The organism is Dactylosporangium sp. NPDC050688 (genome assembly GCF_040654515.1).
GTDB lineage: Bacteria > Actinomycetota > Actinomycetes > Mycobacteriales > Micromonosporaceae > Dactylosporangium.
The window spans coordinates 41,220-65,216 of sequence record NZ_JBFAIC010000066.1; the positions used below are offsets into that span (position 1 = coordinate 41,220).

A 23,997-nucleotide genomic window follows, 5' to 3' on the forward strand; every position below is an offset into this window, starting at 1 on the left:
CTCCTGAAAATCTCTGCCACGGTCGCCGCTGCACGCCACCGCCGCCGGAGCACCCCCGCGCGTGCAGGGGTATTCACAGAGCTCTCGCAAGGTTTGACTTTGTGTCGCAAAGGCAGATCCAGATGCTGAGCAGCGCCACATAACGGAGTGACCCTTACTTCAGAATCGCGTAGATCGTCCATCCACTGTGGATCGACTCGCTACTTGGCAGATTAGGACGCGCCGATCACGGCAGACATCCCATGTTTTTGCCTCGAGGGTCCGCGGCGCCGCGGACATGTCGGCGTCACTCACAAGCACCGTCCGCCGCTCTGGCCCCTCGCTCACAGGGCGCTCACAAACGTCGTGCCTCGCTCACAGCCGCCGCCCGCGCTGCAGCATCACGCTCACAGCGAGAGCGGCGCTGCGCTTACAACGGACACCGTCACGCTCACAGCCGCTCGCACGACGCACCCGGCCCCGCCTGTGAGCGCCCGTGAGTAGCTGTGGGCGCGAGGGGGCGTTCGCCAGCGCTCACAACGCCGGATAGGGAGATGCGCGGCCGACCACCCCACCAGAACGGAACGCGACCATGCCCACGTCCACTCCCCGTCCCACTTGCCCTCAGTCATAGGGTCAGCCTTGAACCTGACCGCCGGACTGACCCCTCCACCGCGCTCCCACCCCAGCTCACCGCCGCTGTCCACCCCACGCCGATCGACTGCGACAGACCCTCATGTCTGGGGTCTCCGGTGGGGAGGGCGGCGCCATGGATGACCCCGTCCTGAGTGTCCAGGTCCGTCTGACCGACCGCGACCGTCTCCTGCTCGGCTGGCTGTACGACCACGGGGTCTTCACGACCTTCCAACTCGCCAACGCACTGTTCCCGTCACTGGACTTCTGTCAGCGACGGCTCGCCACGCTGTACAAAATGAAGCTGGTGATGCGGTTTCATCCGCACCGGCCCGAGGGCGGGTCGTTCCCGTATCACTACGTCATCGCGCAGCTCGGCGCCGAGGTCGTCGCTGCCTTCCGCGGTGTGCCGCCACCGCGGCGTGACCGCGCTCGAGCCGAGGCAAGGCGGCGGACGGCCGGCCCCTGCTGCTGCCGCACCGGCTCGGCGTGAACCAGTTCTTCACCGACCTCGCCGGCCATGCCCGCCGCGATCCATCCACGCAGCTCGAACAGTGGTGGCACGAGGCCGCCTGCCGGCATGTCCACGCCTTCACCCGTCCCGGCGACCCAGCGCTGCTGCGTGCCTATCAGCCGCGCGTCAGACCCGACGGCGGCGGTGTCGTTCTTCCTCGAGCACGACACCGGCACCGAACCACTCACCAAACTGATCGACAAGCTTCACGGGTACGGCGAGCTGTTCGACCAACTGGGCCGCGCCCGGCCGGTGCTGTTCTGGCTGCACAGCAGCACTCGCGAACGCCACCTGCGCCGACTGCTCACCGACGCCCCGCTCGGCGCGCTGGCGGTGACCGGCGCCCGGGACCTCGCGACCGCGCTCGACGTGTCGCCGGCCGGACCCGTGTGGTCGGCCGCCGGGCGCAGCGGGCCCGTCCGCCTCGTCGACCTGGCCGTTCTCGTCCACGACGGCGCCGAGGTAGCCGACCTCGGGTGAGCCGGCGACCGCCTGCGCCTCGTAGCTCAGATCCCGCACCGCGGCTTCTCACGCGCCGGGCGCGTCGTCGACGGTGCGGCGCAGGATCTCGGTGCGTAGCCCGGCCGGGATCGGCTCAAGCGGGACCGGTAGCGCGGCGGCGGCGTTGCAGATCGCGATCATGAGCAACACGATCGTCGGCTGACGTGTCGCAGCCCTTCCCGGTCCACGTTGCCGACGAGTTCACAGGATGTGTCCGGCGGCGGTGCAGGCAACCGGCACGCTGACCGGCACCAGGCATGCGCCCGCTGCACGGCATCTGACCGACCGCCGAGTGCGAAGAGCCAGAACAGCCAGGAAGGCCCCGGAGCCTACTCCGGAGCCTTCCTGGCTGAGCGCGCGAACTCGGAAGCGTGGTGACCCCCGGCTCACGCCGTGCGGTCAGGAACCCATGCGGTAGTACGTCATGTTGCCCTTGCGGTGATCGCCGCTGGCCACGCTGTTGTTACCGCCGTTGCCGTCGATCGTGTAGACCTTCGTTCCGCTCACCTTCACGACGATCTCGATGTGCTGGCCGCTCCTGGCGACCGCGACGTCACCCGGCTTGGGCGTGCTCACCTTGGTGAGGGCCTGCACCCAGCCCTGCACCGCGAAGGACTTCGGCGTGTTGGGCACACCCGCCTTCGTCCACACCCAGCGCGTGAAGGCAGCGCACCACTGACCGTTCACGTCGTCGTCACAGTTCAATCCCGAGCCGAGGTCGCGGAAGTACTTCTGGCAGTTGTTCGCCTTGCGCGTCTTGGTGTTGCGCTCACGCACGCCGAGCTGCGACTTGGCGATGCAGACCACCTTCTCGCGCCGGTCCAGTGACCGGTCGTTCTGGCAGGCCTTCGCCTTGGTGTCGGGATTCGCCGTGGCCGCGTTGGCCACGGCCACGCCGCCGAACAACAGGGCCGCGATCGCCGCGAAGGCCACCAGCAGCGGCGCCACCTTCTTCTTCAAGATGCCGTTCATCAACGCATTCTCCGTATCGACTGACTGTCCTCGAATGTGTGCGGCGTCCCGGGATTCGCCGCACTCACAGCCAATGTGACCGAGCGGTGCAAAACAATGTGTAAACGCGTCCCGAACAGCCTCGGACACCGCATCTGAGCTGCAAATATGCGTCCCGTACGGTCCCGTACCGATCAGCCCTTCCCAGCCGTCGTTCGGCCGTGAAATACCTTTCCCACCACGTGGCGAATCATTTCCGGCAGACATTCGAGGGGCAATTCGTGAAACGCAACCTGGCAACATTGTGCATCGCGCTCGGCGTGGTCATCGCCGCCATTGTCGGCCTGGCCGGGATCAGCCAGGCCGCGGCGACGCCGAGGCGCGCCGACAGCAGCAACGAGCCGGTCTACTTCGTCCACGGCTGGCAGATCAACAGCAGCGTCAACTGCAACAACTACTGGGGCGCCGCAATGCGGGAGATGCGCGCCTGGGGCTGGACCGGGCCGCAGCACACCGTCGGCTTCTACGCCGGGGACACCAACTGCGGGATCGCCATCAACCGCGGCGACCAGAGCGTCGGCCTCAAGGAGCTCGGCAAGAAGCTCGCCAACGAGATCTACCACCGCTACTCCAAGCGCGGGAAGTCGGTCGACGTCCTCGCCCACTCGATGGGCGGCCTGATCATCCGGGCCGCACTCGCCGGCACGGCCGCACGCGAGCGCGGCTTTCCGCCCTACCTGTACGTCGAGGACGTGGTGACGCTGTCCACGCCGCACCAGGGCTCGGCCGGGTTCACCCGGCTGTGCCGCACCGTCCAGTGCAACGACATGGCGGGCGGCTCGACCTTCCTGCGCACGTTGAAGGCCAACCCGCAGTCGAAGCAGGGCACCGACTGGACCATGATCGGCTCGGACGACGACCAGGTCGTGTCCGCCGACTCGGCGACCAACATCTCCGGCGGCCACCGCGTGATCTACCGCGACGGTGCCGATATCAGCCACGGCAACATCACCGACACCGTGCGCGGCTCGTACAAGCAGAAGTATTGGAACGCCGCGGATCGGCGCTGGCGCGAGACGAACAGCGGCGCCGCGCCGATCCGGGCGGCCAGCAACGCGCTGCACGCCTGGAGCAAGTGGTAGAAGTCGAGGAACGTGAAAGGGCCCCGTGGCGACACGGGGCCCTTTCGCGTCACGGCCGACGGGATCCGGCCGTCACGGCTTGAAGAGGAACACCTGCGCGTCGTCGCCGGAGCAGGACAACTGGGCGATGACCGTGCCGGCGCTCCGGCCGCCGCCGATCGGGCCGATGCACATCCGCGGCGCCGTCGCGGCGTGCAGCCGGTAACCCTGATCCGCGCCGCTCTGCACCGGCTCGAAAACGAACCGCTGGTCCGGCCGGTCGCAGTACGAGCGCGGCGCGACCAGCTGCCCGTCGGCGGTCGACGGCTGGCCGTTCGTGTCCGGGTCGACCTGGAGGCAGCCCCCGCCACCGCCCGGGTTGGGCCAGAAAATCTGATACGTGTTCGTGCCGACCTTCCGCAGCTCGCTGGTGGCCGGTGTCACCCCGGCGCAGGGCGTCAGAACCGCGACGTCCGGCCGGCCGTTGCCCGGCTGCGTGCCGGCGCCCACACAGTACGAGCTGCCGGCGGTGGCGGCCGGCATCATCCGGTATCGCCCCGGCCCGGGCAGTGCGGCGGCGGCCGGTGTCGTGGTCGGCTTCGGGGAGTTCGGCGCGGCGCTGCGGGTCGCCGGCGCGGGGCTGTTTGGCTGCACCGGCTCCGAAGATGCGCTGCCGGTGTCCTCGGTCGCCGGCACGTCCGACTCCTCGACGTCCGGGGCAGGCTCGGCCGTCGCGCCCGCCGGACCGGCGTCGGAGCCGGGATCGCGGAAGGTCCGGACGGAGACGCCCACGGCCACCAGGACCAGCAGCACGACGAGCACGCCGAGCAGCACCCGTGCGGACCAACCGGCCCGGAAGACCAGCGGTGGCACGAAGTCCCGTGGCCGCAGCGGCCCGGATGGTGTCCCGTCGGTGCTGTCGGTCTCGGGCGCTCGTTTCCGATGCAGTCCCGACCAGGCCTCGTTGCGCCGGCTCTTCACGGCCGTGGCCAGCGTTCCCTCGGCGTAAGTGGGGACGCGGACCGGACGGTCCGCGGTCGGAACACCGTCATCGACCGGCCCGACCGTCACCGTCGGCGTGCTCGTCCCGACCGGCGCAGCACTCTCCACCGGCTCGGCGGCGCCGACCTGGTCGGCGTCCGTGGTGAGCACGTCCCACTCGGTGGGTTCGGCGGCCCCGACGCCCGCGGCCGGGTCGGCACCCGCGACCGGCACCGCACTCCCGGTCGCGTCAGCGGCCGTCTCCCCGTCGGCCCGCTCGGCGGGCTCCTCGTCGGCCGTCGCCGGAGCACCGCTCGGGTGAGCGTCCAGGTGTCCATCGGTGTCCCGCGGGCGTTCGGCGTCGTCGGTGTCCCATCCGGGGAGCCGGGACAGCTCGGGCGGAAGGGGCCGCACCTCGTCGAGCAGGCCCCAGGGCGGCCGCACGCGTGGCTCGTCGGCGAGCGCTCCGGCACCGGCTTTCGCCGCGACGCCGGCGGCGACGGGCTCGGGTGCACCGGCCGCGGCCACGGCGAGCCGCTTGCGGACCGCGATCCAGCTGTCCACGGTGTCCCGGTCGCTGCCACAGGCACGGACGAACGCCTCGACCAACTCCTCCCGCGGCAGGGTCGGCCGGCTGAGCGCGGCCGCGAGTGTGCTGTGCGGCAGCACGTCGCCGGCCTCCTGGGCCTTGCGCGCCACCTGCCGGATGGTCAGTCCGGACCACTGCCGCAGCGCGCGCATCTGCGCCACGAATTCGGCCGCCGAGGCGGCCACCTGCGGATCCGGCACGCCACCACCGGTGGACAGCTCGTTTGCCATCGACGTTCCTCCCCCGCGCCGCAGCACCCTAGGTGTCGCCGGTCGATTTAAGCCGATCGCTCGACTTCTCGCCACCTCGCGTGAACCGACCGGGACACCACGGCGACGCGACCCGACCTGACCCGGACCGCCGAATGCCTGGCACGGACGTCGGCGGCTCGATTGGCTGGTCGCCGAAGCCGACCGGAGAAAGGCAAACCCTGATGAAACGCTTCCGCGACGTGGCGACACTGTTCTTCGCCGCCGTCATGATCACCGTCGGCCTCACCATCGGTGCGGGCACCGGCATCGCCTCGAGGACGACGCCGGCCCCCGACCGGAAGGGCAAGGAGGTGATCGTCACGATTCCGGCCGGCAGCCCGAAGGGCACCGCGACCGCGAAGCTCTCCGACGACGCCGAGAACAGCAAGGACACGCCGGCCGACGAATGTCCGACCGACGACGGCGACGCTGACACGACCGGGGGTGACGACGGGTCGAAGGACGACGACGAGTCGAAGGACGACACCAAAGAAGAGGATGGCGCGACCGAGGACGACGACGCCGCCGAGGACGACAACAAAGCCTCCGAGGACGGCGGTGACACGGACACCGACGCGGACGCTGACGAGCGCGGCGACGGGAATGACGACAGCAGCGACGGGACGGACGAGAGCGACCGCAACGACGGCAACAAGGACGACCGCGACACCGACAGCAACGACAACAACGGCGACGACAGCGGCGGCTGCGGCGGCGGAGACGGCAAGGACGGCGAAGGTGGCGAGGGAGACGGCGAAGGTGGCGAGGGAGACGGCGAAGGTGGCGAATCCATCGACGACTGTCTCGACACCGACCCGGTGCCGCCGATCGTCAGTGTCGACCCGAAGCGCGGTGACACCAACCCGGGTCAGGTGGAGCCGAGCGGCCCGGCGACCAAGGCACCGACGGACCGCTGTGTCCGATGACCACGTCACTCACGCAGGCAGGATGCGCTCAGCGTGGCGCGTTGCCCTTCCAGGGTCGCCGACGAAGACCGGGGTCGGCAGGTCCGCCGGCTTCACGTCGAGGACCGGCGCGACAACGCCACTCGATGGCCGCATCGCATGCAGGCACGGCGAAGGATTCACATCGGCAACGTGTCGGCGGCGCCCGCGATGAAGCCGGCCCGATCGAGCCGGTCAAGGAAGCTCGGCTTGCGGGCGTGTTCCAGGCGCAGCTGGTCGATCCGATTGCCGAACGCCTCGCGCTCGCCGTCTCGCTCGCTGAGCGCCTTCAGGTCGTCCAGCAGTGCCACCGCCGCGTCGTACGCCGCGGGCTTCTTGGTCGCGATCAGGTCTGCCACCCGCTGCCACGCCCGCTCCGAGTCGGCGGCCGGTTCGTTGAGACGTCGTTCGCGGGCGGCCCTGGCCTCGGCCTGCTGGCGAGCCTGTTCGGCGGCTGCACGCTCCTCGGCCAGGCGTTGCCGGCGAGCCCGGCGCACCTCGGCGCCGGCCAGCAGTTGGCCCACCTTCCGTCCGCCGGCCACGCCTCCGGTGCTGTGCCGCCGTCGTACCGTCGCAGCAACTCGGCGCGCAGGTGCGTGCCGTCGCCACGCAACAACCGCACGATGACGTCGTCCTTGTCCACCGCTGGGAGCTGCTTCACCCACTCGGTCAACGCTGTCGCGGAAGGCGCCTTCATGGCGAGCGGCGCGCTGGCCTCGGCCGCGATGTCGAGCAGAGCCTGGTCCAGCCGCAGGAATTCGGCGAGGCTTCGCAGCGGCCCGGACAACTCGGCCAGGCCCGGCGGCACCGGCGGCTCCAACGCGTCCTCGTCCAGCTCCTCGCCCTGCACGCACAACAGCCACGCAAGGTGGAGCAGCCGGTTGTCGCCGGCGGCCAGTTCCGCCCGGACGGAACGATCGACGCGAGGGCGGCCTCCTCCTCCCACCACTCCTCGTCGCCGTCCTCGTTCTCGCTGTGCCGATCGAGGATCACGTGCTCATCCGTGGCCCCGTCGAGCACCTCCCCGATCGTGCGGTGCTGGTCGAGTACCCGGGCCCGCCAGTCGCCGACCAGGTCCAGCAGGTCGCTCCAGGCGTCGTCGAACAGGACCAGGAACGCGATCCACAGCGTGGCGACGTTCAGCCGCCCAAAATTGGCAAGATCACCGAGGCCCTGGGGTGGGAGACGATCTTCTCGTCAAGGCAAAAAATCCGGCCGAGGTCAGAAGCCCGGACAACCCTGCTGGAGAGCGTTCGACCGCTGGCGTCACCACCCAAGATCCAGACCAGTCGGCACGGACCGGCGCCCATCGGCACGGGCCGGTCTGGACCCTTCCGAAACAGCCGATCACATTCGGAACACATCAGGTCCACAGTGGACAAACGAAGAGAGGCGGTTGATCTACGTTTCCGCAGGTCAACCGCCTCTTGATCTTGCGCGCCCGAAGGGACTCGAACCCCTAACCTTCTGATCCGTAGTCAGAAGGTCGTGGTGCATCCTCTCCCACGATTACACTCTCACGAATCGTACCGTTTCGCAAGGCCCTGTACTGGAAGTGTGCGGCGCGTATCCGCAGGTCCACGCGATCCCACCTTCCAACGCCCGCCGCCAATGGGCGGTCGACGGGCGCGCGTGCCGGAACGGTGCCCGGCGTGCTGAACGGTTGCGCTACATCCGATCACCACCGGAACACAACGCGATCGCTGCGGCATGGGCCACGAGACCCTCGACCGCCAATCGCGCCCTCGCCACAAGCCAAGATCGACGCACTCATCTGCCGATGAGCGAGCACGGGATCTTGTTGTTGGTGTCGTGGCTTGCTGGAGCGGTCCGTCAGTACGGTGTGCCGGTCCTTGATGTGAGTGTGCGTGCGTGGCGTACGCTCGCCGACCTCAAGTTGGTGGGCTGGCTGGACGATAACGCCTGACCCGCGCCGCGCTCGCCGCCCTCGACACCGTCAATCTCGACGGCAGCTCGACCGGCTTTGTCCTGGCTGGCGACGCTGCGCCTGTGCCGAAGCCGGGCCCGTGGGTGGCGCTGCTGCCCGACCGTGACGCTGGGCCGGGCGGCGTTTGGTATCTCGGCCCGCACACGGCGCAGCTGTTCGACCGGACCGGCGACGCCCGGGCCACCGTCTGTCCGACGGCCGCATCGTCGGCGGCTGGGCGCAGGACTCCTCAGGTCGCGTCGTGGTGGAGCTGCTGTCTTCCGTCGCGTCAGTTGTACGAGCGGCGATCGACACGGTCGCTGCGCGGCTCGGCGAACGGGCCGGCCCGGTCCGGGTCACCCGCGGTTCCGGATGCCGCTGGAGCGGCGGTTCGAGGAAAGTGTCGTACCTGGCGGGTAGGTTCCCTGGCGTGTTAGAAGCCTTGGACGCCGAGGATCTCGGCTACCGTACCCGGATGCTGACCGGCTGCATCCCGCCGTATGCGGTCATCCGGCTGCTCGAGCTCGGTCACGCCGGTGAGGTCGAGCGGCAGGCTGCCCGCGGCGAGTGGTTCTGCGCTCTGGCGGTCGCTGAAGACGCTGCACCGCAGCGGGCCCGAGCGGTGCTCGCCCCGTTCGTCGCTACGGGCTGGTGGGAGGCGGCGGAGGCCCTGGCGCGGCTGCTGGAGCGGTGGGGGCAGGGCGAGGAGGCGATCGCGCTGGTGCGTTCCCATGTGGCGGCTGGTAACCGGTCCGCGCTGGAGTTCCTCGGTCGGCTGCTGGCCCGCCACGGGCGCGCCGGGGAGGCGTTCGAGCTGCTCCGCCCGCACGTTGAGGACTGGTGGCTCGCGGCCGCCCTCGTCGACGTGGCCGAGGTTTGCGGTCGCGACGAGGAGGCTGTCGCGCTTCTGCAGGCCCGCGTCGACGCGGCCGTGCGTGTCTGCGAGCACCCGACGTGCAACTCGCGCCAAGTCGAGCCGTTCAACGCCGTCGGCCTGCTCGCCGACATCCGCGAGCGGCAGGGCCGCATCGACGAGGCGATCGCCCTGCTGCACACCCGCTACGGCACCTCGGTCAACGGCCGCGATCAGCTCGCCGACCTGCTCGCCCGGCACGACCGGGTCGAGGAGCTGCGGGCCTATGCGGCGGCGGATTACCACGGGCACGCCGCCAAGCGCCTCGCGGAGCTGCTGGAGGAGGGCGGCGACGTCGCCGGCGCGGTCGAGGTCTATCGGCAGCTCGACGACGCCGTCGTGCCGTGGGTGTGCCGGGCGGTGCCGTTGGCGGAGCTGCTGACGCGGCACGGCCGCAGCGACGAGGCGGTCGAGGTGCTGCGCTCGCTGGTCCTGAGCGGCACCGGACACGACGACTGCCTCGCCGACCTGCTGTGCACGCAGTATGCCGAGCAGGGACGCGCCGCCGACGGCCTGACCTTCCTCGACGAGCTCAAGGCCGACCGCGGCGAGGAGGACTGGGAGTTCTTCAGGCTGCGGCTGCCGCTGCTCGCGGCGCTCGGCCGGCTGGAAGAGGCGGTCGAGCTGGCACGGTCGCACCCGGAGGGCGACAGCTGGTATGGGTTGTTGACGCTCGCCGCGCTGCTGGCCGACGCGGGGCGCACGGAGGAGGCCGTCGAACTGCTCGCCCAAGACGAGCGCGGCCACGGGTACGACCTGTCGACCTATCTGCTGGACCTCGGCCGAGTCGCCGACGCCATCGCGGTGCTGCAACGCTATGAACCACGACCCGTGGCACCGCCGCCATTCGGCGATGGGGTCGACGAGCCGCCGTTCTGACCAGCCGCCGTCGTTGGTGGCGCCCGCATCCTGGACGTCGAGAAGCCGCAGTCGGCTGGGAAGCCGCGGCTGTCAAAGTCCATGCCTCACACAAGATTGTCGCCGAGCATCACGAGCCGGTCGGTCGGCGCGTGCTTGCCCGGTACCGCGCGCACGGTCAACACCAGGTGGCGGGTCGCTGGGCACCGCGAACAGCCGCTCGATGGTCAGCCCGTCGCCGGTTGGCGAGCCGGGCGGCGAAGGGGGCGCGACGACATCGCAGCGCGGACGCGGCGAAGGCCGACAGGGCGCCATGACCGAGCGGCCGGATTTCCGCTCATGCCGTTGTCACGGCGCGGAGACCGTCAGCCGTCTCTCACCTTGCGAAGCTATCCGACGGTGGCGCAGCCGTCCTGCTTCGCCGATGACAGCGCACGTGATCCTGCCGTCTGGGGGTGTGATGGATAGCTCTACGTGCTGTTCTGCTGGACGGAGACGATCTCGACGCCGCAGGGACTGCCCTCGTGGTGGGTGAGGACGTAGTCGCGATCGTGATCGATCGCCAGCCCGTCCGCCGTGGCGATGCGGTTGCCGGGCTGCCAGCCGACGTACTTCGCTGCCTCGATCCGCCAACCGTCGTCGGTGTCTCGCAGCCGGTACCGGTAACCCGGGACAATCCGGATCGGTGTCCCGTGTTCACTCAGGAGTTGCCGGGCAACATGGGCGTGATCGGGCTCCGGGCCTTGGGCTGGCCGTGCGTCGCCTGGCTCGAACTCGACCCGTTGCGTGGCCAGCAGGGTCGGAGTGGGGTCCTTGATGATGCGGACGACGGTGCCGTCCGGCGCTGCGTGGCGGACGAACAGGGTCCGCGAGGTGGTGGGCGGACCGGCCACCGTCCACAGCTCGCGGAAGCCCTGCCGCCGCAGGTAGGCATGCAGGTTCGGAAGGTGCGGCCAGGCAGCGATGCGCAGGAAGAAGCTGCCGTCGCGGTACGCCCGGGCGCGGGCCCAGTCCAGCAGCTGGGCGCCGACGCCCTGGCCGAGGAAGTCGGGCCGGACCGCGAGCCGGGACAGGTGGGTTGCCGCGACCCGGCGGTCGCTTTCGTCCCAGAGCCCGGGACCCGGATCAGCGGTGCTGAGCGTGGCGGTGGCGGCGACGTCTCCGGTTGCGGTACTGAGCAGCCACACCTCACCGCGGCCGATCGACGCAGCGACCGTGTCGTGCCGGTCCGGCCATGTCAGCCACTCGGGGATGCCCTGGCTGTGCTGCCACGCGGCGGTCCTGTCCAGCAGCTCGAGCACAACGTGAAGGTCGTCGGTTCTGGCCCGGCGCACGGTCAACGGACCCGTGACCATGCTCCTGAGCGCTCCAAACGCGCCGCGATGCTCGTCCATGGACCTATACGCGGTGGTCCGCTCCTCCCCGATGTCGCCCGCACCGGCGGACGCCTCGCCGGCGGCTTCGCGGTCCGCCCGGTCGAGGAACCTCAGCAGCAGCCGGGTGGCCGCCAGCCGATCGTGCGGGTCCTCGTAGCCGGCCGCGCCATCCGTGATGTCCCCGGCGCAGTCGTACCGGTGGGCCTCGTCCGTGAGCTCCCACAGGACGGCACCGCACGCCTTGTACACGCCCATGGGCAGCGGCCCGTCGTAGGGTTGGATGGCGTCGTCGTCCTCAAGGCCCGGGTACGTCAGCTCCGTGAACTCGCGGTCAAGGGCGTTCGCCGCATCGTGCACCGGTATTCCCGCCGCCGCTCGGGCCGCCAGCGCAACGATGGCGTCGACGATGCGGTTCAACGCCTCGGACAGCCCGCTGACGTGGTACAGCCGCTGATACTCCGCCACGAAGGCGGCAACGCACCGCAGATACGCATCGGGCGGCAACGTCGTCAGGCGAGCACTGAGCTGGGCTCGCAACTCGTCGGGGTCGAGCTCGGCCAGCTCGGCGTCCGCCCGCCCGCCCATCCAAGATCCTCCCACTGCCAGATCCGATGCGCCGCCTGCGTCGCTCCTTGCGCCAGCGATCGGAGCCCAGGCAGATCGACGATGCCAAGTGACAACGGAATCTTCCGCGTCCGCGACTGTAACGCTGCACGCGCGGACGCGCGACGACGCCGCAGACCGAGCGTGCTGGAAGAGCGCCGCAATCCCGGCCCCATGATCACGGCCGGTCGCAGCCCGCGCCCGAATCCGCCGCTGGCCGATTGCTCGAATGACGCGACTTGATCACGTTTCCGCACATGCCGCCGATCGAGTACTGAGACTCGCCGCCGACCGTCACGCTCTGTTGTTGCGTTCTGATCGCTGGTTCGCGGCCTGCGCACGCTCGTGCCGATGTGCGTGCACCTGATGTGGCGACTCGGCTTGTCTGCCTTCGCGCATCTCCGCACGGACATTGGCCTGGGTGGTATCGTCCGGCGATGTTGGGCCATGTCCTGTTCGGCTTCGGGTATGCAACGTTGATGAGCTGGATGGTCTACCGGGTGTTGTCTCCGGCCCCGGCAATCTGGCGAGGGGATGCCTCTCGAGTGCCGATAATCCCCAACATCCCGCCCGAAGCGAGGACATACCTGCCCTACGCGCTGTGGTTCACCATGGTCTGTGGCGGTACCGGCCTCATGGCGCTCTTCGCCGCCGTGGACACGCTGATCGGTCCCGCGCTGTTGTTCAAGGTTGTTGCCCGAAGCGGGCTGTACCTGTTCTTTGCCGGTCTCGCCCTGCTCCCGGTGCACCTGTTCGCCTACTGCCTCAACCGGCCGCGCATCCTCATCACTCCGGCCTGGCGCCAAGAGGTTGGACCGTTCATCGCGATCTGGCAACGGCTGCGCGACAGGTGAGGCGGTCTTCGACTGCAGGTTCCCACTGGCCTGAGGCTCCCCCCGGGTACAGCGCTGAAAGCAAGCCCGCACTCATCTGCCGCGAGTCGCGCGTGGTCCGAGGTCGCGCCAATTGGCCTCCGACCACCGTCCGGTTCAGGTGTCGTGGACTACGTGGAATTTGACGGGGCGCCGCAGGTTGGGCAATGGACCGCCTCGGCGGGCAGCGACCGGCCACCTGCCGAGCGTCGACCTCTTGCGGCGAGGGCCAGCACCAGCAGCGCCGATCCCACCACGGCGACCAGTATCGCAGCGGCGGCCATGGACGACCACATCGGGACCTGGGGCCGGCCGGGGCCGGTGTCTTCGAGCATCGCACCGAGCGGGTTCAGTGCGAGCATGCCGATCGGCGTAAGCAGGATCAGCAGCGCCCAGACACCGCGGTAGTCGTGCCGGGCGGCCAGGCCGAGCGCGAGCAGCGTCACGCCGATCAGCAGCGTCGCCCCGGCGGCTGGCAATACTGTAGTGGCGGGCAGATAGTAGTCGCCGTAGAAGTTCAGGCGCATTTCCGCGGCAACGGTGACCGGCATGGTCAATGCTGCGGCGGCGAGCGGCGTCAGCCGAACCCACCGGCGGTGCCGTGTGGCGGCGCCCACCGCGACGACACCGAGGACGAGCTGGGGCAGCAGCACGCTCAGCGGTGGGCGGGGTATTCCGGTCAGCATCGCGGCCGGCACGACACCGGCGGTGACCAGCACGGCGAGGACCGCCAGGCGACGAAACCACCGGCCGGGAGCGACGACGTACACGACGGCCGTCATCAACCAGACCGCCCACGCCGCTACCCCGAGGGACATGAAAGGCCCGGTATGCCTAGACCGGAACACTATGGGTGCCAGCGCCTCGAAGATCGCCCACCCGCTCGCGAACGCGCTCGTGGTCGTCAGTGCGAGCAGGCCGGCGAGCCGGAAGCCGGGGCCGAGGCCGAGTGCGGTCCGTAGGTGCTGGCGCAGCCCACCGGCCGCGAGGTCCGCGATGTCAGCCGACGAGGGTCTCCTACGGTTGGGCGCGGCCAGGGACAGGTAGGTGTCCACCAGCTCCGAGCCACGCGTCCGCTGATAGTCGGCCGGATAGAACAGCGCCGTCCAGCGCGCATAGCGCCGTTCGAGATCGGTCATGGCAGGACGTCCTTGGTGATGCCCTTCCGGGCGGTCCGGCTGGCTTTGCGGCAGACTCATGCGAATCTCCGGCTCGGGCGGGGCGCGACCTTGGCGGCGCGTAGCCGGGTGGTTGCCGCCTTGACGTTGCGGCGCATGCGTTCGGTCTCGCCGGCCAGCAGTCCGCCGCCCGGCTCGGTGAGCCGGTAGTAGCGGCGTAGCCGGCCGTCGACGATCTCCTCGTGGTCGACGCCCACCAGGCCTGCGTCGACCAGCCGGTCCAGCGCGCCGTACAGCGTGCCGGGCCGCAGCGAGACACGGCCGTCGGACAGCCGGGCCACCTCAGCGATCAGACCGTAACCGTGCATCGGCTCGCCGGCGAGGGCGATGAGGATCAGAAATGTGGGTTCACGCAATGGGGTTTCCACGCGCACCAATATATCGGCTGCGAAGGCATGACGGAACATCGCCACCGCCTGCGACCAAACAATCCTCGATCCGCGATCTTGGTACACGCATCTGCCGCGGACAGTGCTCGCTGCGCGGAGCCGATACTCTCGTCGGGTGGATGATCCGTCCCAGTTCAGCGACGTCACCTGTTCTCTGTGCGGCCGCCACAACCAGCATGTCAGGGTCGTTTCCACCGAGGCCGGGCCGATCATCTGCCAGGTGTGCGTCGCGAAGTGCGCTGAGATCTTCGATGAGGAGGTCGGGCTGACACCACCGCACGGCGGCTGGTCTCAGCGCTGGCCGTTAAAGAGCTAGAAAGTTCGATGTCGCGCCATCCGCTCATGTTTGATATGCGCGCTCAATCCGGTTTCCGCACAAGTAGCCGCAATGCGATCGTCGTCGTCTGTAGGGCTGACTGCACTCGCCAGTGCTCGCCGTCCCGTCTGGGGCACTGTCGCGTCGAGGAGGTAGCGCATGAGCGCGGACGACGAGGCTCGCATCCCCGCCTGGGTAACCGGGGAGGCGGAGGAGCCGGACAGCGTCTCGACCCTGCTGTACCTCGACGAGGTCGAATCGATCGAGTCGGTGCGCGACGTCCTGCGCCTGTGGTACGGCACCGCCGGCAGCGCGCTGCTCTCGGCCGCCGTGCCCGAGGGCTGGGCTGCGCCGCGCACGAGGGTCTCGGCCATGCAGTGGGTCTCCATCGCCGAGGACCGGGTCGCCCGGGCCCGGTTCACCCGATGGGACCAGGGGCTCAACGAGCAGCTCTACCAGCTGCAGGGCAACTGGTACTTCGACAGTGAAGAGCCGTACATCCCATATCAGGTGTCCACATTCGCCTCCCGGGTCGACGGTTCGCGGCGGCTCATGCTGCGGACCGGGGTCAGTTTCCCGCCGTCGCGGGAGGAGGGCGTCTCGGCCGCCGCCGTCGAGCTGGTCCGGGTGGTCGCCGACGCCGCAGACCTCGCCTACGGCCAGGTCTCCTTCACCGCCGAGCCGGCTCGGCTCGATCCATACCGGCCCGGGCTCAACGGCGCGCTCAACCGTGACCCGAGCAAGGCGACGGAACCGGCCCGGGTCGCGTTGCGCGGCTACGACTGGGTCACGGTCATCCCGCCGGAACTGGCCGAGCGGCTGGGCGGCGCCGACGCGCTGCGGGCCACCGGCGCCTTCCACCGGGTCATCGGCCTCGCCCACGGCGGCCTCCTGGCCCAGGCCACCGAGTCGCCGCGCGACTTCACCCGGCAGGCCGCCAGGGCCGTCGCCGACGCACTGCGGCCGGTCTTCTCGCCCGTTCCCGCGGCCGCCGACTGGGGCGTCGAGGTCACCGAGGACATCGCCGGGATGGTGCGGCAGTGGCGCATCGAAGGCTACAGCTACACGGACCTGGCCCAGATCGCCGAACGCGTGCTGGGCTCCGCCGCCGGGGTGGACTGGCGTTTCGGCATGGCCCTGTGCCGGGAGTGCGCTGCCGTCCTCGGCGAGGACGCCGACCAGCGCTGTACGTGCCGAAAACCTCGTCCATGCAGCTCAGGCGGCGTGTTCGTACTCGTGGAGGATGCCGCCGAGTCGATCGCGTCGTTGGATGTCGAGGTGGTCGAGCTGGTCCGGTTCGGTGATCGGTTGGGGCAGCGGACGTAGGGGCGCTGCGGCGTGCAGCGCGCGGTGGGTCCGGTGTTGGTTGTAGAACGTCTCGTACTCGTGGAGCGCGTGTAGCAGGTGAGCTCGGTTTACGATCAGGGTCCGGTCGAGGAGTTCGGCTCTGCATGAGCGCACCCAGCGTTCCATGATCGCGTTCATGCGCGGTACGCGGACACCGGTCTTCGTGATCGCGATGCCTTCGTCCTCGAGGACCGCGTCGAAAGCGGCTGTGTACTTGCTGTCGCGGTCGCGGATCAGGTACTTCACCGTGGTACTGGTGTCGTGGAGGTCCATGACCAGGTTGCGGGCCAGTTGTGTGGTCCAGGTTGCGGTGGGGTGGGCGGTGGCGCCGAGGACGCGGACGCGGCGGGTGGCGTGTTCGATGGCGGCGAAGACGTATAGCCGTGCTCCGGTCAGTGTTCGGGTTTCGAAGAAGTCGGCGGCGATGATTGCCTGTGCTTGGCCGCGGAGGAAGGCAGTCCAGGTCTGGTGGTCGCGCTGAGGCGCGGGTTCGATCCCGTTGCGGTGGAGGATTTCCCAAACGGTGGAGGCGGCGACCTTGATGCCCAGGCCGGCCAGTTCGCCGTGGACTCGCCGGTAGCCCCCAGTTCGGGTTTTCGCGGGCCAGGCGCAGGACGAGATGTTGGATGCTGCGGACGGTGGGTGGCCGTCCTGGCTGTTTCGGCCGGGATTGTTTGGCGTGGTGGCGGCGTAGTAGGTCGCGGTGCCAGCGTAGGACGGTGTCGGGGGAGACGATCAGGTGCAGCTGACGCAGCTTCGGCTTTGGTAGCCGGTGGAGGAGGGCGGCGAGGAACGCCCGGTCGGGCGGGGTGAGGCGGGGCTTGCCGATCTGGCGCTGCAGGATGGCGAGTTGGTGGCGCAGCGTCAGAATCTCGACGTTCTTGTCCGAATCGGTCATCGGTATGAGCCGTATGAGGGTGAACACGCTCGTGAGCGCCAGGTAGGGCAGTCGCAGCAGCACGATGGACCATTCTGGCTTACCCCGTCTCGCAGACTTCAGCCGTATCCGAGAACCGGCAGGTCACAGCCCATGGATGGGGTTTTCGGCACCCACACCCGCGATCTCGGTGACGATCAGGATGGTCTGCAAGCTGAGACCTTCGGCTTGCTGGACGTCGACCCGGCCGCGTTTCCCGGCATGTGGCTCGACGTGCCGGCCGAGGAGGTGGTGTGGCGGCCCGGCGTGCTCATCCACGGCGCTACGCCCTGCCCGTACGCCTGGCGTAGCGACGCGGCGATCGAGGCGGGCCCCCTTGACGGGGCCGCCGCCTCGATCGCACCCCAACCAATGGCGTCTAGGGCAGCGTCCAGCGCTGGTACACGCCGGCGAAGCAGTCCCAGATCTGCAGCTCGGTGCCATCGGCCAACTCGTTGTCGGTGAAGTCGAGGCACTTGTTCGACGCCGGGTTGCGCAGGATGCCGTTGCGCTGCGACTGCCACACCTGCGTGCCGGTGCCGTTGCAGTCCCACAGCTGGACCTTTGCGCCGTTGGCGGTGCCGGAGCCGGCCACATCCATACATTTACCGAACGCCCGCAAGGTACCGTCGGCGGCGACGGTCCAGTTCTGGGCGTCGCTGCCGTTGCAGGGGTACAACTGGATCGCCGTGCCGTTGGCGGTGGACGAGGCGGCCACGTCGACGCACTGGCCGGCGAAGCCGGTGATCCGGCCGATGCGGCCCACCGGTTGCGTGGCCTTTGGCGTGGCCGGTTGCGTGGTTTTTGGCGTGGCCGCTTGCGTGGCCTTTGGTGTGGCCGCTTGCGTGGTTTTTGGCGTGGCCGCTTGCGTGGCCTTTGGTGTGGTGCCGCCGGTGGCCGTCGTGTAGATGGCGCTGACCAGCGAGTTGGCGCCGGCGGCGTCCTGCGACAGCTCCCAGTTCATGATGCCGCCGGCGTTCGCCATGGCCCACTGGGTCTTGCGCCGGATCGTCGGCAGGCCGTTGTAGCACTCCTGGGTGCCGTTGATCGTGACGCAGTCGCGGTTGGCGTTCGCCGGGTCCCGGGAGACCAGGTCGGCGTACGTGTAGTAGCCGGGCCGCGAGTAGAACGGCACGCCCAGGACCGCCTTGGCGGTGGGCAGTCCGCGGCCCTTCCAGAAGTTCACCGCCGCGATCGACCAGTCGTAGTTGGCGTGCGGGCTGCCGCCGTCGTACGCCATGATGTTGAGCCAGTCGACGGAGCCGAACACCGACGTCGGCACGCCGTCCGCGATACCGCCCTCGGAGACCACGGCGGCGGTGAGCAGCTTGTCGCGGCTGTGCATGGCGGTGCTCAGCTGCGACATCAGCGCCGCGTAGTTGTTGGCGGAGTTGCCCGGGTCGGGGTACTCCCAGTCGATGTCGACGCCGTCGAGCTTGTACTGGCCGACCAGGTTGACGACGTTGTTGACGAACGCGGTCCGCGTCGTGGCGTTGCCGGCGAGAGCCTCGAACGCGGAGTCGTCGCCGTCGTTCCAGCCGCCGACCGCGATCGAGACCTTGACCCCGACCGCGTGGCCCTGCGAGACGATCGACCGCAGCTTCGCCGGGTCCTCCAGGTCCTGCAGCGAGCCGTCCGCGTTGGGCAGCACGAACGCGTAGTTGATGTGGGTGAGCTTGCCGTACTGAATGGCATCGGCGCTGCCGGCCCACGACGGCATGTAGCCGACGCTCTTGAAACCCTTGGGCAGGCTGGCGGCGTCGGCGGGCTGGCTCACCAGGGCGATCGCGGTGCCCACGGCGGCCGTGGCCACTGCGACGGCGCCGGCGGCGAGGACCGACCGTCGCGCCCGGTGGCGGCCGGGACGGGCGGCCCCGGATGCTGAGGGGAACATGCGTGCTCCTTCGGGTATGTCGGACCGGCACCACGGGCAGAGTGGGGTCGGCGCGAACGCCGCGGCCCCGGTCGGAAGGAATCGACGGTCGGGAAAGGGCCGCAATGGTCGGGAACGCCGGTTGCAGGAACAGGTGCTGAGACGATAGGAAAGGCAGCGATCCAGTGTCAATGCGCGACCACAAGAAGTTCGACGCGTCCGGCGAGCTGCTGCAGGCCCACCACGGACAGCAGGGCCAGCTTCTCGGCCGTGTCGGTGCCCCGCGCCGGGTCAGCACCAGCAGCAATTGCCCCTGGTCGGGGGATCACCAGGGTCTCGCAGTCGAGCTCGGCGGTTGCGGCTGATGAGGGCGAAGACGCCCGTGTCCGCTGCGTCACCTCGACCGGCGGCGGGGTTCCTGGATCGGGGTTGTTGCAGCGCGCCGAGAATGCCGAGGCCCAGTCCGAAAGCGCCTCCGAACGCGCCGGCCTGCGGATGCTGCTGGACCACCAGCCCCGGGGCCGATCCAACGCGGAGATCGCCGCCGACCTCTACCTCGGCGAGGCGACGGTCAAGACGTACGTCTCCCGAATGCTGCTGAAGCTCGACCTACGCGACCGAGTCCAGGCCGTCGCGTTCGCCCACGAGAGTGGCCTCATCCGCCCGGGTACGTCTGCTCCCTGACTCGGTCCGCCGGAGCGGGTCAGGCCGGGCCGAACTCGTCCCACCGCGGCGGGTCCGCGCCCTCCCTGGTCACCGTCACCGCCGAACACTGCACGCCGAAGGCCACAATCGCGTGCAGTGTCTCCTCGTCCAGGTGGGGAAGGCGAGTACGGCCCGACACGGTCAGCAGCTCCCGCCGGTCGAGCGCGGCGATGAGGCCGGACATGAACGAATCCCCAGCTCCGACCGTGTCCCGGACCACGACGCTCGGGGCGTCGACGTTGACGGCCGTCGCGGCAGTCGCGGCCGTGGCGCCCTTCGCTCCAAGGGTGAGCACCGCCAGCCTCGCCCCGAGCGCGAGCCAGCGCTCAATGACCTGGGCGACCGAGAGATCGGGATAGAGCCAGGCCACGTCCTCCTCGCTGGCCTTGACAACATCGATGCCCGCGATGATCGCCTCGGCCGATGCCGTACCGCGTCCGGGCTACCCATGATCGAGGGCCGCGCGTTCACGTCATAGAACAGCAGCGACGACGGCCTGCTCGCGTCGAGAACCGCGTCGACCACCGCGGTGCCGGGCCGCATCATCGCGCTGATCGATCCGACCTGCACCGCCCGGTACGCCCCCGGCGTGAGCTCGATGGATTCCGGCTCCCAGGCGATGTCGAAACGGTGGCCACCGTACCGGCATCGTCGAGCCTCACCTCGGCCACAAAGGTCGGGCCGGAGCCCCACGACCCGGGCGTCAGCGTCACGCCACTGGCGAGCAGGTGCCGTGCCAGGATCTCCCCGCCGTCGTCGTGCCCGATCGTGGTGTGGAAGACCGTGGGTACGCCGAGCCTGGCCAGGCCGACGGAGACGTTCATCGGGGATCCGCCGGGAAGGCGACGCCCGTCGATGACGTCGAGCAGCGCCTCGCCGAGGACCAGGACGCTCGTCACGCCGGGCATGGCGTCACGATCGCCTTGAGGGACTCGGGATCGCTGTGGGCGAGTCGGAGAGCCCGCTCGGTGTCGACGAGGTCGAACCGGTGGGTGATGATCACGTCGCTGCGTACCGCCCCGGATGCCAGCAGTTGCAGCGCCAGCGGGTAGGTGTTGGCGTAGCGGAAGATGCCGGTGATCGTGAGTTCGTTGTTCTGGACCGCCTGCAGAGGAAGCACCAGTTCGCCCGATCCCATACCGACCAGCACGACTCGTGCCGCGGGGGCAAGGGACTCAATCGCCGCCGCCGTGGCCGATGGCGAGCCGGAGCACTCGATGAGCACGTCGAACCCCCGGCCTTGCTCGGCGCCGGCCGGCAGCGCCTCGAAGCCCAGGCCCCGGGCCACGTCGAGCCGGCGAGCGTTCACGTCGGTCAGGGTCACCCGGGTCGCGCCGAAGGCCCGGGCCACCTGCGCCGAGAGCAGGCCGACCGGCCCCGTTCCGGTGACGAGCACCCGGTCGCCCGGCTTCACCGCCGCCTTCTGGCAGGCCCATACGCCGACGGAGACGGGCTCGGCCAGGGCCGCCTGCTCGGCGGTGAGTCCGGCCGGAACAGGGTGGGCGAAGCTCTCCTCGATGGCGACGAATTCGGCGATGGAGCCGTCGACCGGCGGCGTGGCGAAGAACGTGACGTCGGGGCAGAGGTTGTACCGGCCGGCCCGGCACTGCTCGCAGGTCCCGTCGGGCACGCCCGACTCAAGGGCGACCTGCTGGCCGATGCGCTCCTTCGAGACCGACGTGCCCACGGCCACGACCGTCCCGGCCGACTCGTGCCCCACGACCATCGGTGCTTCGACCACGTACTTGCCGATGCGGCCCGTCTCGTAGTAGTGCACGTCCGACCCGCAGATCCCCACCGCCTCGATCCGGACGACCACCTGCGTGGGCCCCGGCTCCGGCATCGGTACGTCCTCGATACGGAGGTCTCCCACTCCGTAAAGAACCGCCGCCTTGTTGCTCATACAGCACTCTCCAGGACTTGACATGACCCGCGCCGCGGGCTCGGAAAACCTCGGGACTGTGGTGAAAACGGTGTAACTCGGACAAGAGGGACATCGTTATGGGATCTGTGACTACCGAGATCAAGACCGCTGACGCGGTTGTGGATGCGTTGTCGGCGACGATGCCGGTGCCGGCTGGGCCGGTGGACGGGCAGGCTGCGACGGCCGAGGCGATCGCTGAGGCCCTGGACCCGGTGTTGGTGGCCCGGCTGGCGGCGCAGGCGCGGGCGCAGGGGGTGCAGTTGCTGGGCCGGGGCGGGGTGCTGCAGCAGCTGACGAAGCGGTTCTTGGAGGCGGCCCTGGAAGCGGAGATGGACGCCCATCTCGGCTATGACAAGCACGACCGGGCCGGGCGTAACGGCGGCAATTCCCGCAACGGGCGGCGGGCGAAGACGCTGTTGACCGAGGTCGGGCCGGTGGATATCAGCGTGCCGCGGGACCGTGACGGCAGCTTCGCGCCGACGATCGTGCCGAAGCGGTCCCGCCGCCTGGGCGGGGTCGAGGACCTGGTGGTGTCGCTGTCGGCCAAGGGCCTCACGCATGGGGAGATCTGCGCGCATCTGGCCGAGGTGTACGGGGCGGAGGTGTCCAAGGACCGGATCACCGCGATCACCGATCGGGTGATGGACGGGCTCAACGATGGTCAGCCGGTCGGTGGTGGTGTCGTGGCTGGTGAGTCGGCCGGAGATTTTCTGCCGGGTTTTGGTGGGCCGTAGGTCACGCTCGGCGAGGTTGTTCGTCGGCGGGATCGTGGTGTCGTAGCAGAACCGCAGTACGTCGTCGTGGCGGCTGTCGAGGTCTTCGAGGAGGTTCCGGGCCGGCGGCTGTTTGTCGCGGGGTCCGCCGACGCGGGGTATGTCTTTGCGGCCGACGAGGACACCGTGACGGAACTCGCGGATCAACTCGTCGCGGGTGGCGGGGTCGGTCGCGGGCTGGCCGGCGGCGCGGGCGAGGTTCGCGGCGTGGATGAGTCCCCGCAGTGCCTGTGCGCACTGGGTCGGCCAGACCTGGCCGGGATGGGTTTCGGCGGCGTCGGCGAGATCACGGAGTAGGTGTGAGCAGCAGAGTTGATGTCGGACACCGGCGGCGAAGTTGCCGGCCTGGTCGTAGACGGCGTACCGGTCGTGGACGGCCACCCCGGCGAACGCCGGGCCGATCCCGTTGGTCCGGAACTGTTGCCCGCTGCGCCGTCCGAGGGTGAACAGGGTCTACAGGTTGGTGGAGGCGGACCACACGTATCGGGTGACGCCGGCCTTGCCCGCCCGTAGGGTGGTCTCGTCGAAGTGGACGACGACGGCGAGGGTGATCAACGTCTTGATGAGCGCGACGACCTCGGCCACCGCCGCCGCGGCGGCAGCGAGGGTCTTGTGGACGAACCCGGCCGAGACACCGGCACCGGCCAGGTCGGCGATCAGTTGCACGCACCGGTGTACCGGCACGTGCTGCACGATGAGCAGGTAGACCACCAACGCGCGGAGGTTCGCCCCGTACACCCTGGTGTTGGTCACGCCCGCCTGCGGTGGAGGGGACGCGACGTGCGCCCGGCCGCACCCGCACCGCACCCGGCGCATCCGGTACTCCACTGTGGACGCGGTGACCAGGGGCACGTCGGTGATCTGGCAGGCCCGTTCCACGCCCTCATCGGCGGCGCCGGCCAGATCCTGCCCGCACCCGCACGGCCCCTGCGGGCGCCGGTCGACGATCCGCACGTCGGTCTCGTTCAGCCAGGGCAGATGCGAGCCCGGCGCGCCGGGCTGTTTCCCCCGCCCGCGTTTCGGTGCGCCGGGCTGCCCGCCGCCGGTCGGCTTGCGCTTACCCGTCCGACCGGGAAGATCATCCATCGAGGCGGCATCGAGGAGTTCCCACTGTTGCGAGAGAGCAACCGTCTGATCTGCTCCAACTCCGCACGCAGCCGCTCCAACTCGACCGCCTGATCGGCCAGCTGCGCGGCCTGGTCACGCACCACCGTGATCAGCTCATCCCGCGACAACGCCTCCGGATCAAGCACCCACGCACACGATCACGACCAACGCCGGACGGCAAACACCGCCAGCTCAACCCGGCGTGTCGACCCACAAGATCACATCAGCAGGCAACCGAAAGCAAGGCGTGAATGTTTACCGGGCCGCGTCGTCTGCGGCACAAGCGTGTCGCAACGGCACACGGTGGCTGACCCGGATTACTGCGTCATCTCGCCGTATGCGACGGTTTCCTCGACAACGATGTCGTCGCTCACGAAATTCCCCGGGGCTGCGCTCAGGTAATTCCCCAGGTGGTGGGCCTCGGGTGTAGTTCTACTTGGTGGTGTCCTTGGTTGT

23 protein-coding genes and 3 pseudogenes are annotated in these 23,997 nt (G+C 69.4%); 11 read left to right on the forward strand and 15 right to left on the reverse strand.

Annotated features, from left to right (window positions below; genetic code table 11):
* Nucleotides 1–748: 748 nt before the first annotated feature.
* Both AB0H83_RS41315 and AB0H83_RS41320 read left to right on the forward strand, forming a co-directional pair.
* Nucleotides 749–1,105, forward strand: coding sequence for a replication-relaxation family protein (locus tag AB0H83_RS41315; protein WP_360105671.1), 357 nt, complete (start codon nt 749–751; stop codon nt 1,103–1,105).
* A pseudogene (locus AB0H83_RS41320) lies at nt 1,102–1,606 on the forward strand (replication-relaxation family protein). The gene AB0H83_RS41315 and the pseudogene AB0H83_RS41320 overlap by 4 nt, the downstream one beginning before the upstream one ends.
* Nucleotides 1,607–2,026: 420 nt before the next feature.
* Here AB0H83_RS41320 and AB0H83_RS41325 read toward each other — a convergent pair.
* Nucleotides 2,027–2,599 (reverse strand): CHAP domain-containing protein, encoded by a 573-nt coding sequence (locus tag AB0H83_RS41325; protein WP_360105674.1) that lies wholly within the window; start codon nt 2,597–2,599, stop codon nt 2,027–2,029.
* 260 nt (nt 2,600–2,859) lie between these two features.
* Here AB0H83_RS41325 and AB0H83_RS41330 point away from each other — a divergent pair, with 260 nt between their 5' ends.
* A complete protein-coding gene (locus AB0H83_RS41330) occupies nt 2,860–3,720 on the forward strand; it encodes a hypothetical protein (protein WP_360105677.1) in 861 nt (286 codons plus the stop codon).
* A gap of 72 nt (nt 3,721–3,792) precedes the next feature.
* Here the strand turns inward: AB0H83_RS41330 and AB0H83_RS41335 are convergent, their stop codons facing one another.
* Nucleotides 3,793–5,499 carry a helix-turn-helix domain-containing protein gene (locus tag AB0H83_RS41335; protein ID WP_360105679.1) on the reverse strand — a complete coding sequence of 569 codons (1,707 nt, stop codon included), beginning with the start codon at nt 5,497–5,499 and terminating at the stop codon, nt 3,793–3,795.
* A gap of 32 nt (nt 5,500–5,531) precedes the next feature.
* Here AB0H83_RS41335 and AB0H83_RS41340 point away from each other — a divergent pair, with 32 nt between their 5' ends.
* Nucleotides 5,532–6,446, forward strand: coding sequence for a hypothetical protein (locus AB0H83_RS41340; protein WP_360105682.1), 915 nt, complete (start codon nt 5,532–5,534; stop codon nt 6,444–6,446).
* Nucleotides 6,447–6,604: 158 nt separating this feature from the next.
* Here AB0H83_RS41340 and AB0H83_RS41345 read toward each other — a convergent pair whose 3' ends face one another.
* Together AB0H83_RS41345 and AB0H83_RS41350 are read right to left on the reverse strand one after the other, a co-directional pair.
* Nucleotides 6,605–6,775 carry a hypothetical protein gene (locus AB0H83_RS41345; RefSeq protein WP_360105685.1) on the reverse strand — a complete coding sequence of 57 codons (171 nt, stop codon included), beginning with the start codon at nt 6,773–6,775 and terminating at the stop codon, nt 6,605–6,607.
* 35 nt (nt 6,776–6,810) lie between these two features.
* Nucleotides 6,811–7,410: a hypothetical protein gene (locus AB0H83_RS41350; protein ID WP_360105688.1), complete on the reverse strand. Its 600-nt coding sequence runs from the start codon at nt 7,408–7,410 to the stop codon at nt 6,811–6,813.
* Nucleotides 7,411–8,821: 1,411 nt separating this feature from the next.
* Here AB0H83_RS41350 and AB0H83_RS41355 point away from each other — a divergent pair.
* Nucleotides 8,822–10,183 (forward strand): hypothetical protein, encoded by a 1,362-nt coding sequence (locus AB0H83_RS41355; protein WP_360105691.1) that lies wholly within the window; start codon nt 8,822–8,824, stop codon nt 10,181–10,183.
* A 449-nt stretch (nt 10,184–10,632) separates the two neighbouring features.
* On the opposite strand, the gene AB0H83_RS41360 is transcribed toward AB0H83_RS41355, so the two are convergent.
* Nucleotides 10,633–12,123 carry a GNAT family N-acetyltransferase gene (locus tag AB0H83_RS41360; protein ID WP_360105694.1) on the reverse strand — a complete coding sequence of 497 codons (1,491 nt, stop codon included), beginning with the start codon at nt 12,121–12,123 and terminating at the stop codon, nt 10,633–10,635.
* Between the two features lie 455 nt (nt 12,124–12,578).
* Between AB0H83_RS41360 and AB0H83_RS41365 the strand changes: the two genes are divergently transcribed.
* Entirely contained in the window at nt 12,579–12,995 is a 417-nt protein-coding gene (locus AB0H83_RS41365) for a hypothetical protein (RefSeq protein ID WP_360105697.1), read from the forward strand.
* Between the two features lie 149 nt (nt 12,996–13,144).
* Here the strand turns inward: AB0H83_RS41365 and AB0H83_RS41370 are convergent, their stop codons facing one another.
* Nucleotides 13,145–14,212, reverse strand: coding sequence for a hypothetical protein (locus AB0H83_RS41370; RefSeq protein ID WP_360105700.1), 1,068 nt, complete (start codon nt 14,210–14,212; stop codon nt 13,145–13,147).
* Nucleotides 14,209–14,559 carry a helix-turn-helix transcriptional regulator gene (locus AB0H83_RS41375; protein WP_360105737.1) on the reverse strand — a complete coding sequence of 117 codons (351 nt, stop codon included), beginning with the start codon at nt 14,557–14,559 and terminating at the stop codon, nt 14,209–14,211. The genes AB0H83_RS41370 and AB0H83_RS41375 overlap by 4 nt, the downstream gene beginning before the upstream one ends.
* 136 nt (nt 14,560–14,695) lie before the next feature.
* On the opposite strand from AB0H83_RS41375, the gene AB0H83_RS41380 reads away from it, so the two are divergent.
* Together AB0H83_RS41380 and AB0H83_RS41385 are read left to right on the forward strand one after the other, a co-directional pair.
* The gene (locus AB0H83_RS41380; RefSeq protein WP_360105703.1) at nt 14,696–14,896 is read left to right on the forward strand and encodes a ClpX C4-type zinc finger protein; all 201 of its coding nucleotides are present in this window, start codon (nt 14,696–14,698) and stop codon (nt 14,894–14,896) included.
* A gap of 159 nt (nt 14,897–15,055) precedes the next feature.
* Entirely contained in the window at nt 15,056–16,222 is a 1,167-nt protein-coding gene (locus AB0H83_RS41385) for a hypothetical protein (RefSeq protein WP_360105706.1), read from the forward strand.
* On the opposite strand, the gene AB0H83_RS41390 is transcribed toward AB0H83_RS41385, so the two are convergent.
* The 3 genes from AB0H83_RS41390 to AB0H83_RS41400 form a co-directional block, all read right to left on the reverse strand.
* Complete coding sequence (locus AB0H83_RS41390) at nt 16,112–16,516, reverse strand: integrase core domain-containing protein (protein ID WP_360105708.1); 405 nt, start codon at nt 16,514–16,516, stop codon at nt 16,112–16,114. The two genes, AB0H83_RS41385 and AB0H83_RS41390, sit on opposite strands and share 111 nt — an antisense overlap.
* A 748-nt stretch (nt 16,517–17,264) precedes the next feature.
* On the reverse strand, nt 17,265–17,438 hold the full coding sequence (locus AB0H83_RS41395) for a hypothetical protein (protein WP_360105711.1): 174 nt from the start codon (nt 17,436–17,438) through the stop codon (nt 17,265–17,267).
* A 100-nt stretch (nt 17,439–17,538) separates the two neighbouring features.
* Nucleotides 17,539–19,053, reverse strand: coding sequence for a glycosyl hydrolase family 18 protein (locus AB0H83_RS41400; protein WP_360105714.1), 1,515 nt, complete (start codon nt 19,051–19,053; stop codon nt 17,539–17,541).
* A 170-nt stretch (nt 19,054–19,223) separates the two neighbouring features.
* On the opposite strand from AB0H83_RS41400, the gene AB0H83_RS41405 reads away from it, so the two are divergent.
* Complete coding sequence (locus AB0H83_RS41405; RefSeq protein WP_360105717.1) at nt 19,224–19,397, forward strand: hypothetical protein; 174 nt, start codon at nt 19,224–19,226, stop codon at nt 19,395–19,397.
* Between the two features lie 154 nt (nt 19,398–19,551).
* Nucleotides 19,552–19,716 (forward strand): annotated as a pseudogene (locus tag AB0H83_RS41410) (LuxR C-terminal-related transcriptional regulator); the annotation flags it as partial.
* Nucleotides 19,717–19,735: 19 nt separating this feature from the next.
* Here AB0H83_RS41410 and AB0H83_RS41415 read toward each other — a convergent pair.
* From AB0H83_RS41415 to AB0H83_RS41425, 3 genes are all read right to left on the reverse strand, one after another.
* Nucleotides 19,736–20,149, reverse strand: a complete 414-nt coding sequence (locus AB0H83_RS41415; protein WP_360105740.1) for a PfkB family carbohydrate kinase — start codon at nt 20,147–20,149, stop codon at nt 19,736–19,738.
* 130 nt (nt 20,150–20,279) lie between these two features.
* The gene (locus AB0H83_RS41420; protein ID WP_360105720.1) at nt 20,280–20,645 is read right to left on the reverse strand and encodes a PfkB family carbohydrate kinase; all 366 of its coding nucleotides are present in this window, start codon (nt 20,643–20,645) and stop codon (nt 20,280–20,282) included.
* The gene (locus AB0H83_RS41425) at nt 20,633–21,580 is read right to left on the reverse strand and encodes an NAD(P)-dependent alcohol dehydrogenase (RefSeq protein WP_360105723.1); all 948 of its coding nucleotides are present in this window, start codon (nt 21,578–21,580) and stop codon (nt 20,633–20,635) included. Before AB0H83_RS41425 ends, AB0H83_RS41420 begins: the two co-directional genes overlap by 13 nt.
* Nucleotides 21,581–21,747: 167 nt before the next feature.
* Here AB0H83_RS41425 and AB0H83_RS41430 point away from each other — a divergent pair, with 167 nt between their 5' ends.
* The gene (locus AB0H83_RS41430; RefSeq protein WP_360105726.1) at nt 21,748–22,395 is read left to right on the forward strand and encodes a transposase; all 648 of its coding nucleotides are present in this window, start codon (nt 21,748–21,750) and stop codon (nt 22,393–22,395) included.
* Between the two features lie 9 nt (nt 22,396–22,404).
* On the opposite strand, the pseudogene AB0H83_RS41435 reads toward AB0H83_RS41430, so the two are convergent.
* Nucleotides 22,405–23,250: pseudogene (locus AB0H83_RS41435) on the reverse strand (transposase); the annotation flags it as partial.
* A 149-nt stretch (nt 23,251–23,399) separates the two neighbouring features.
* Nucleotides 23,400–23,687 (reverse strand): hypothetical protein, encoded by a 288-nt coding sequence (locus tag AB0H83_RS41440; RefSeq protein WP_360105743.1) that lies wholly within the window; start codon nt 23,685–23,687, stop codon nt 23,400–23,402.
* Between the last annotated feature and the right edge of the window lie 310 nt (nt 23,688–23,997).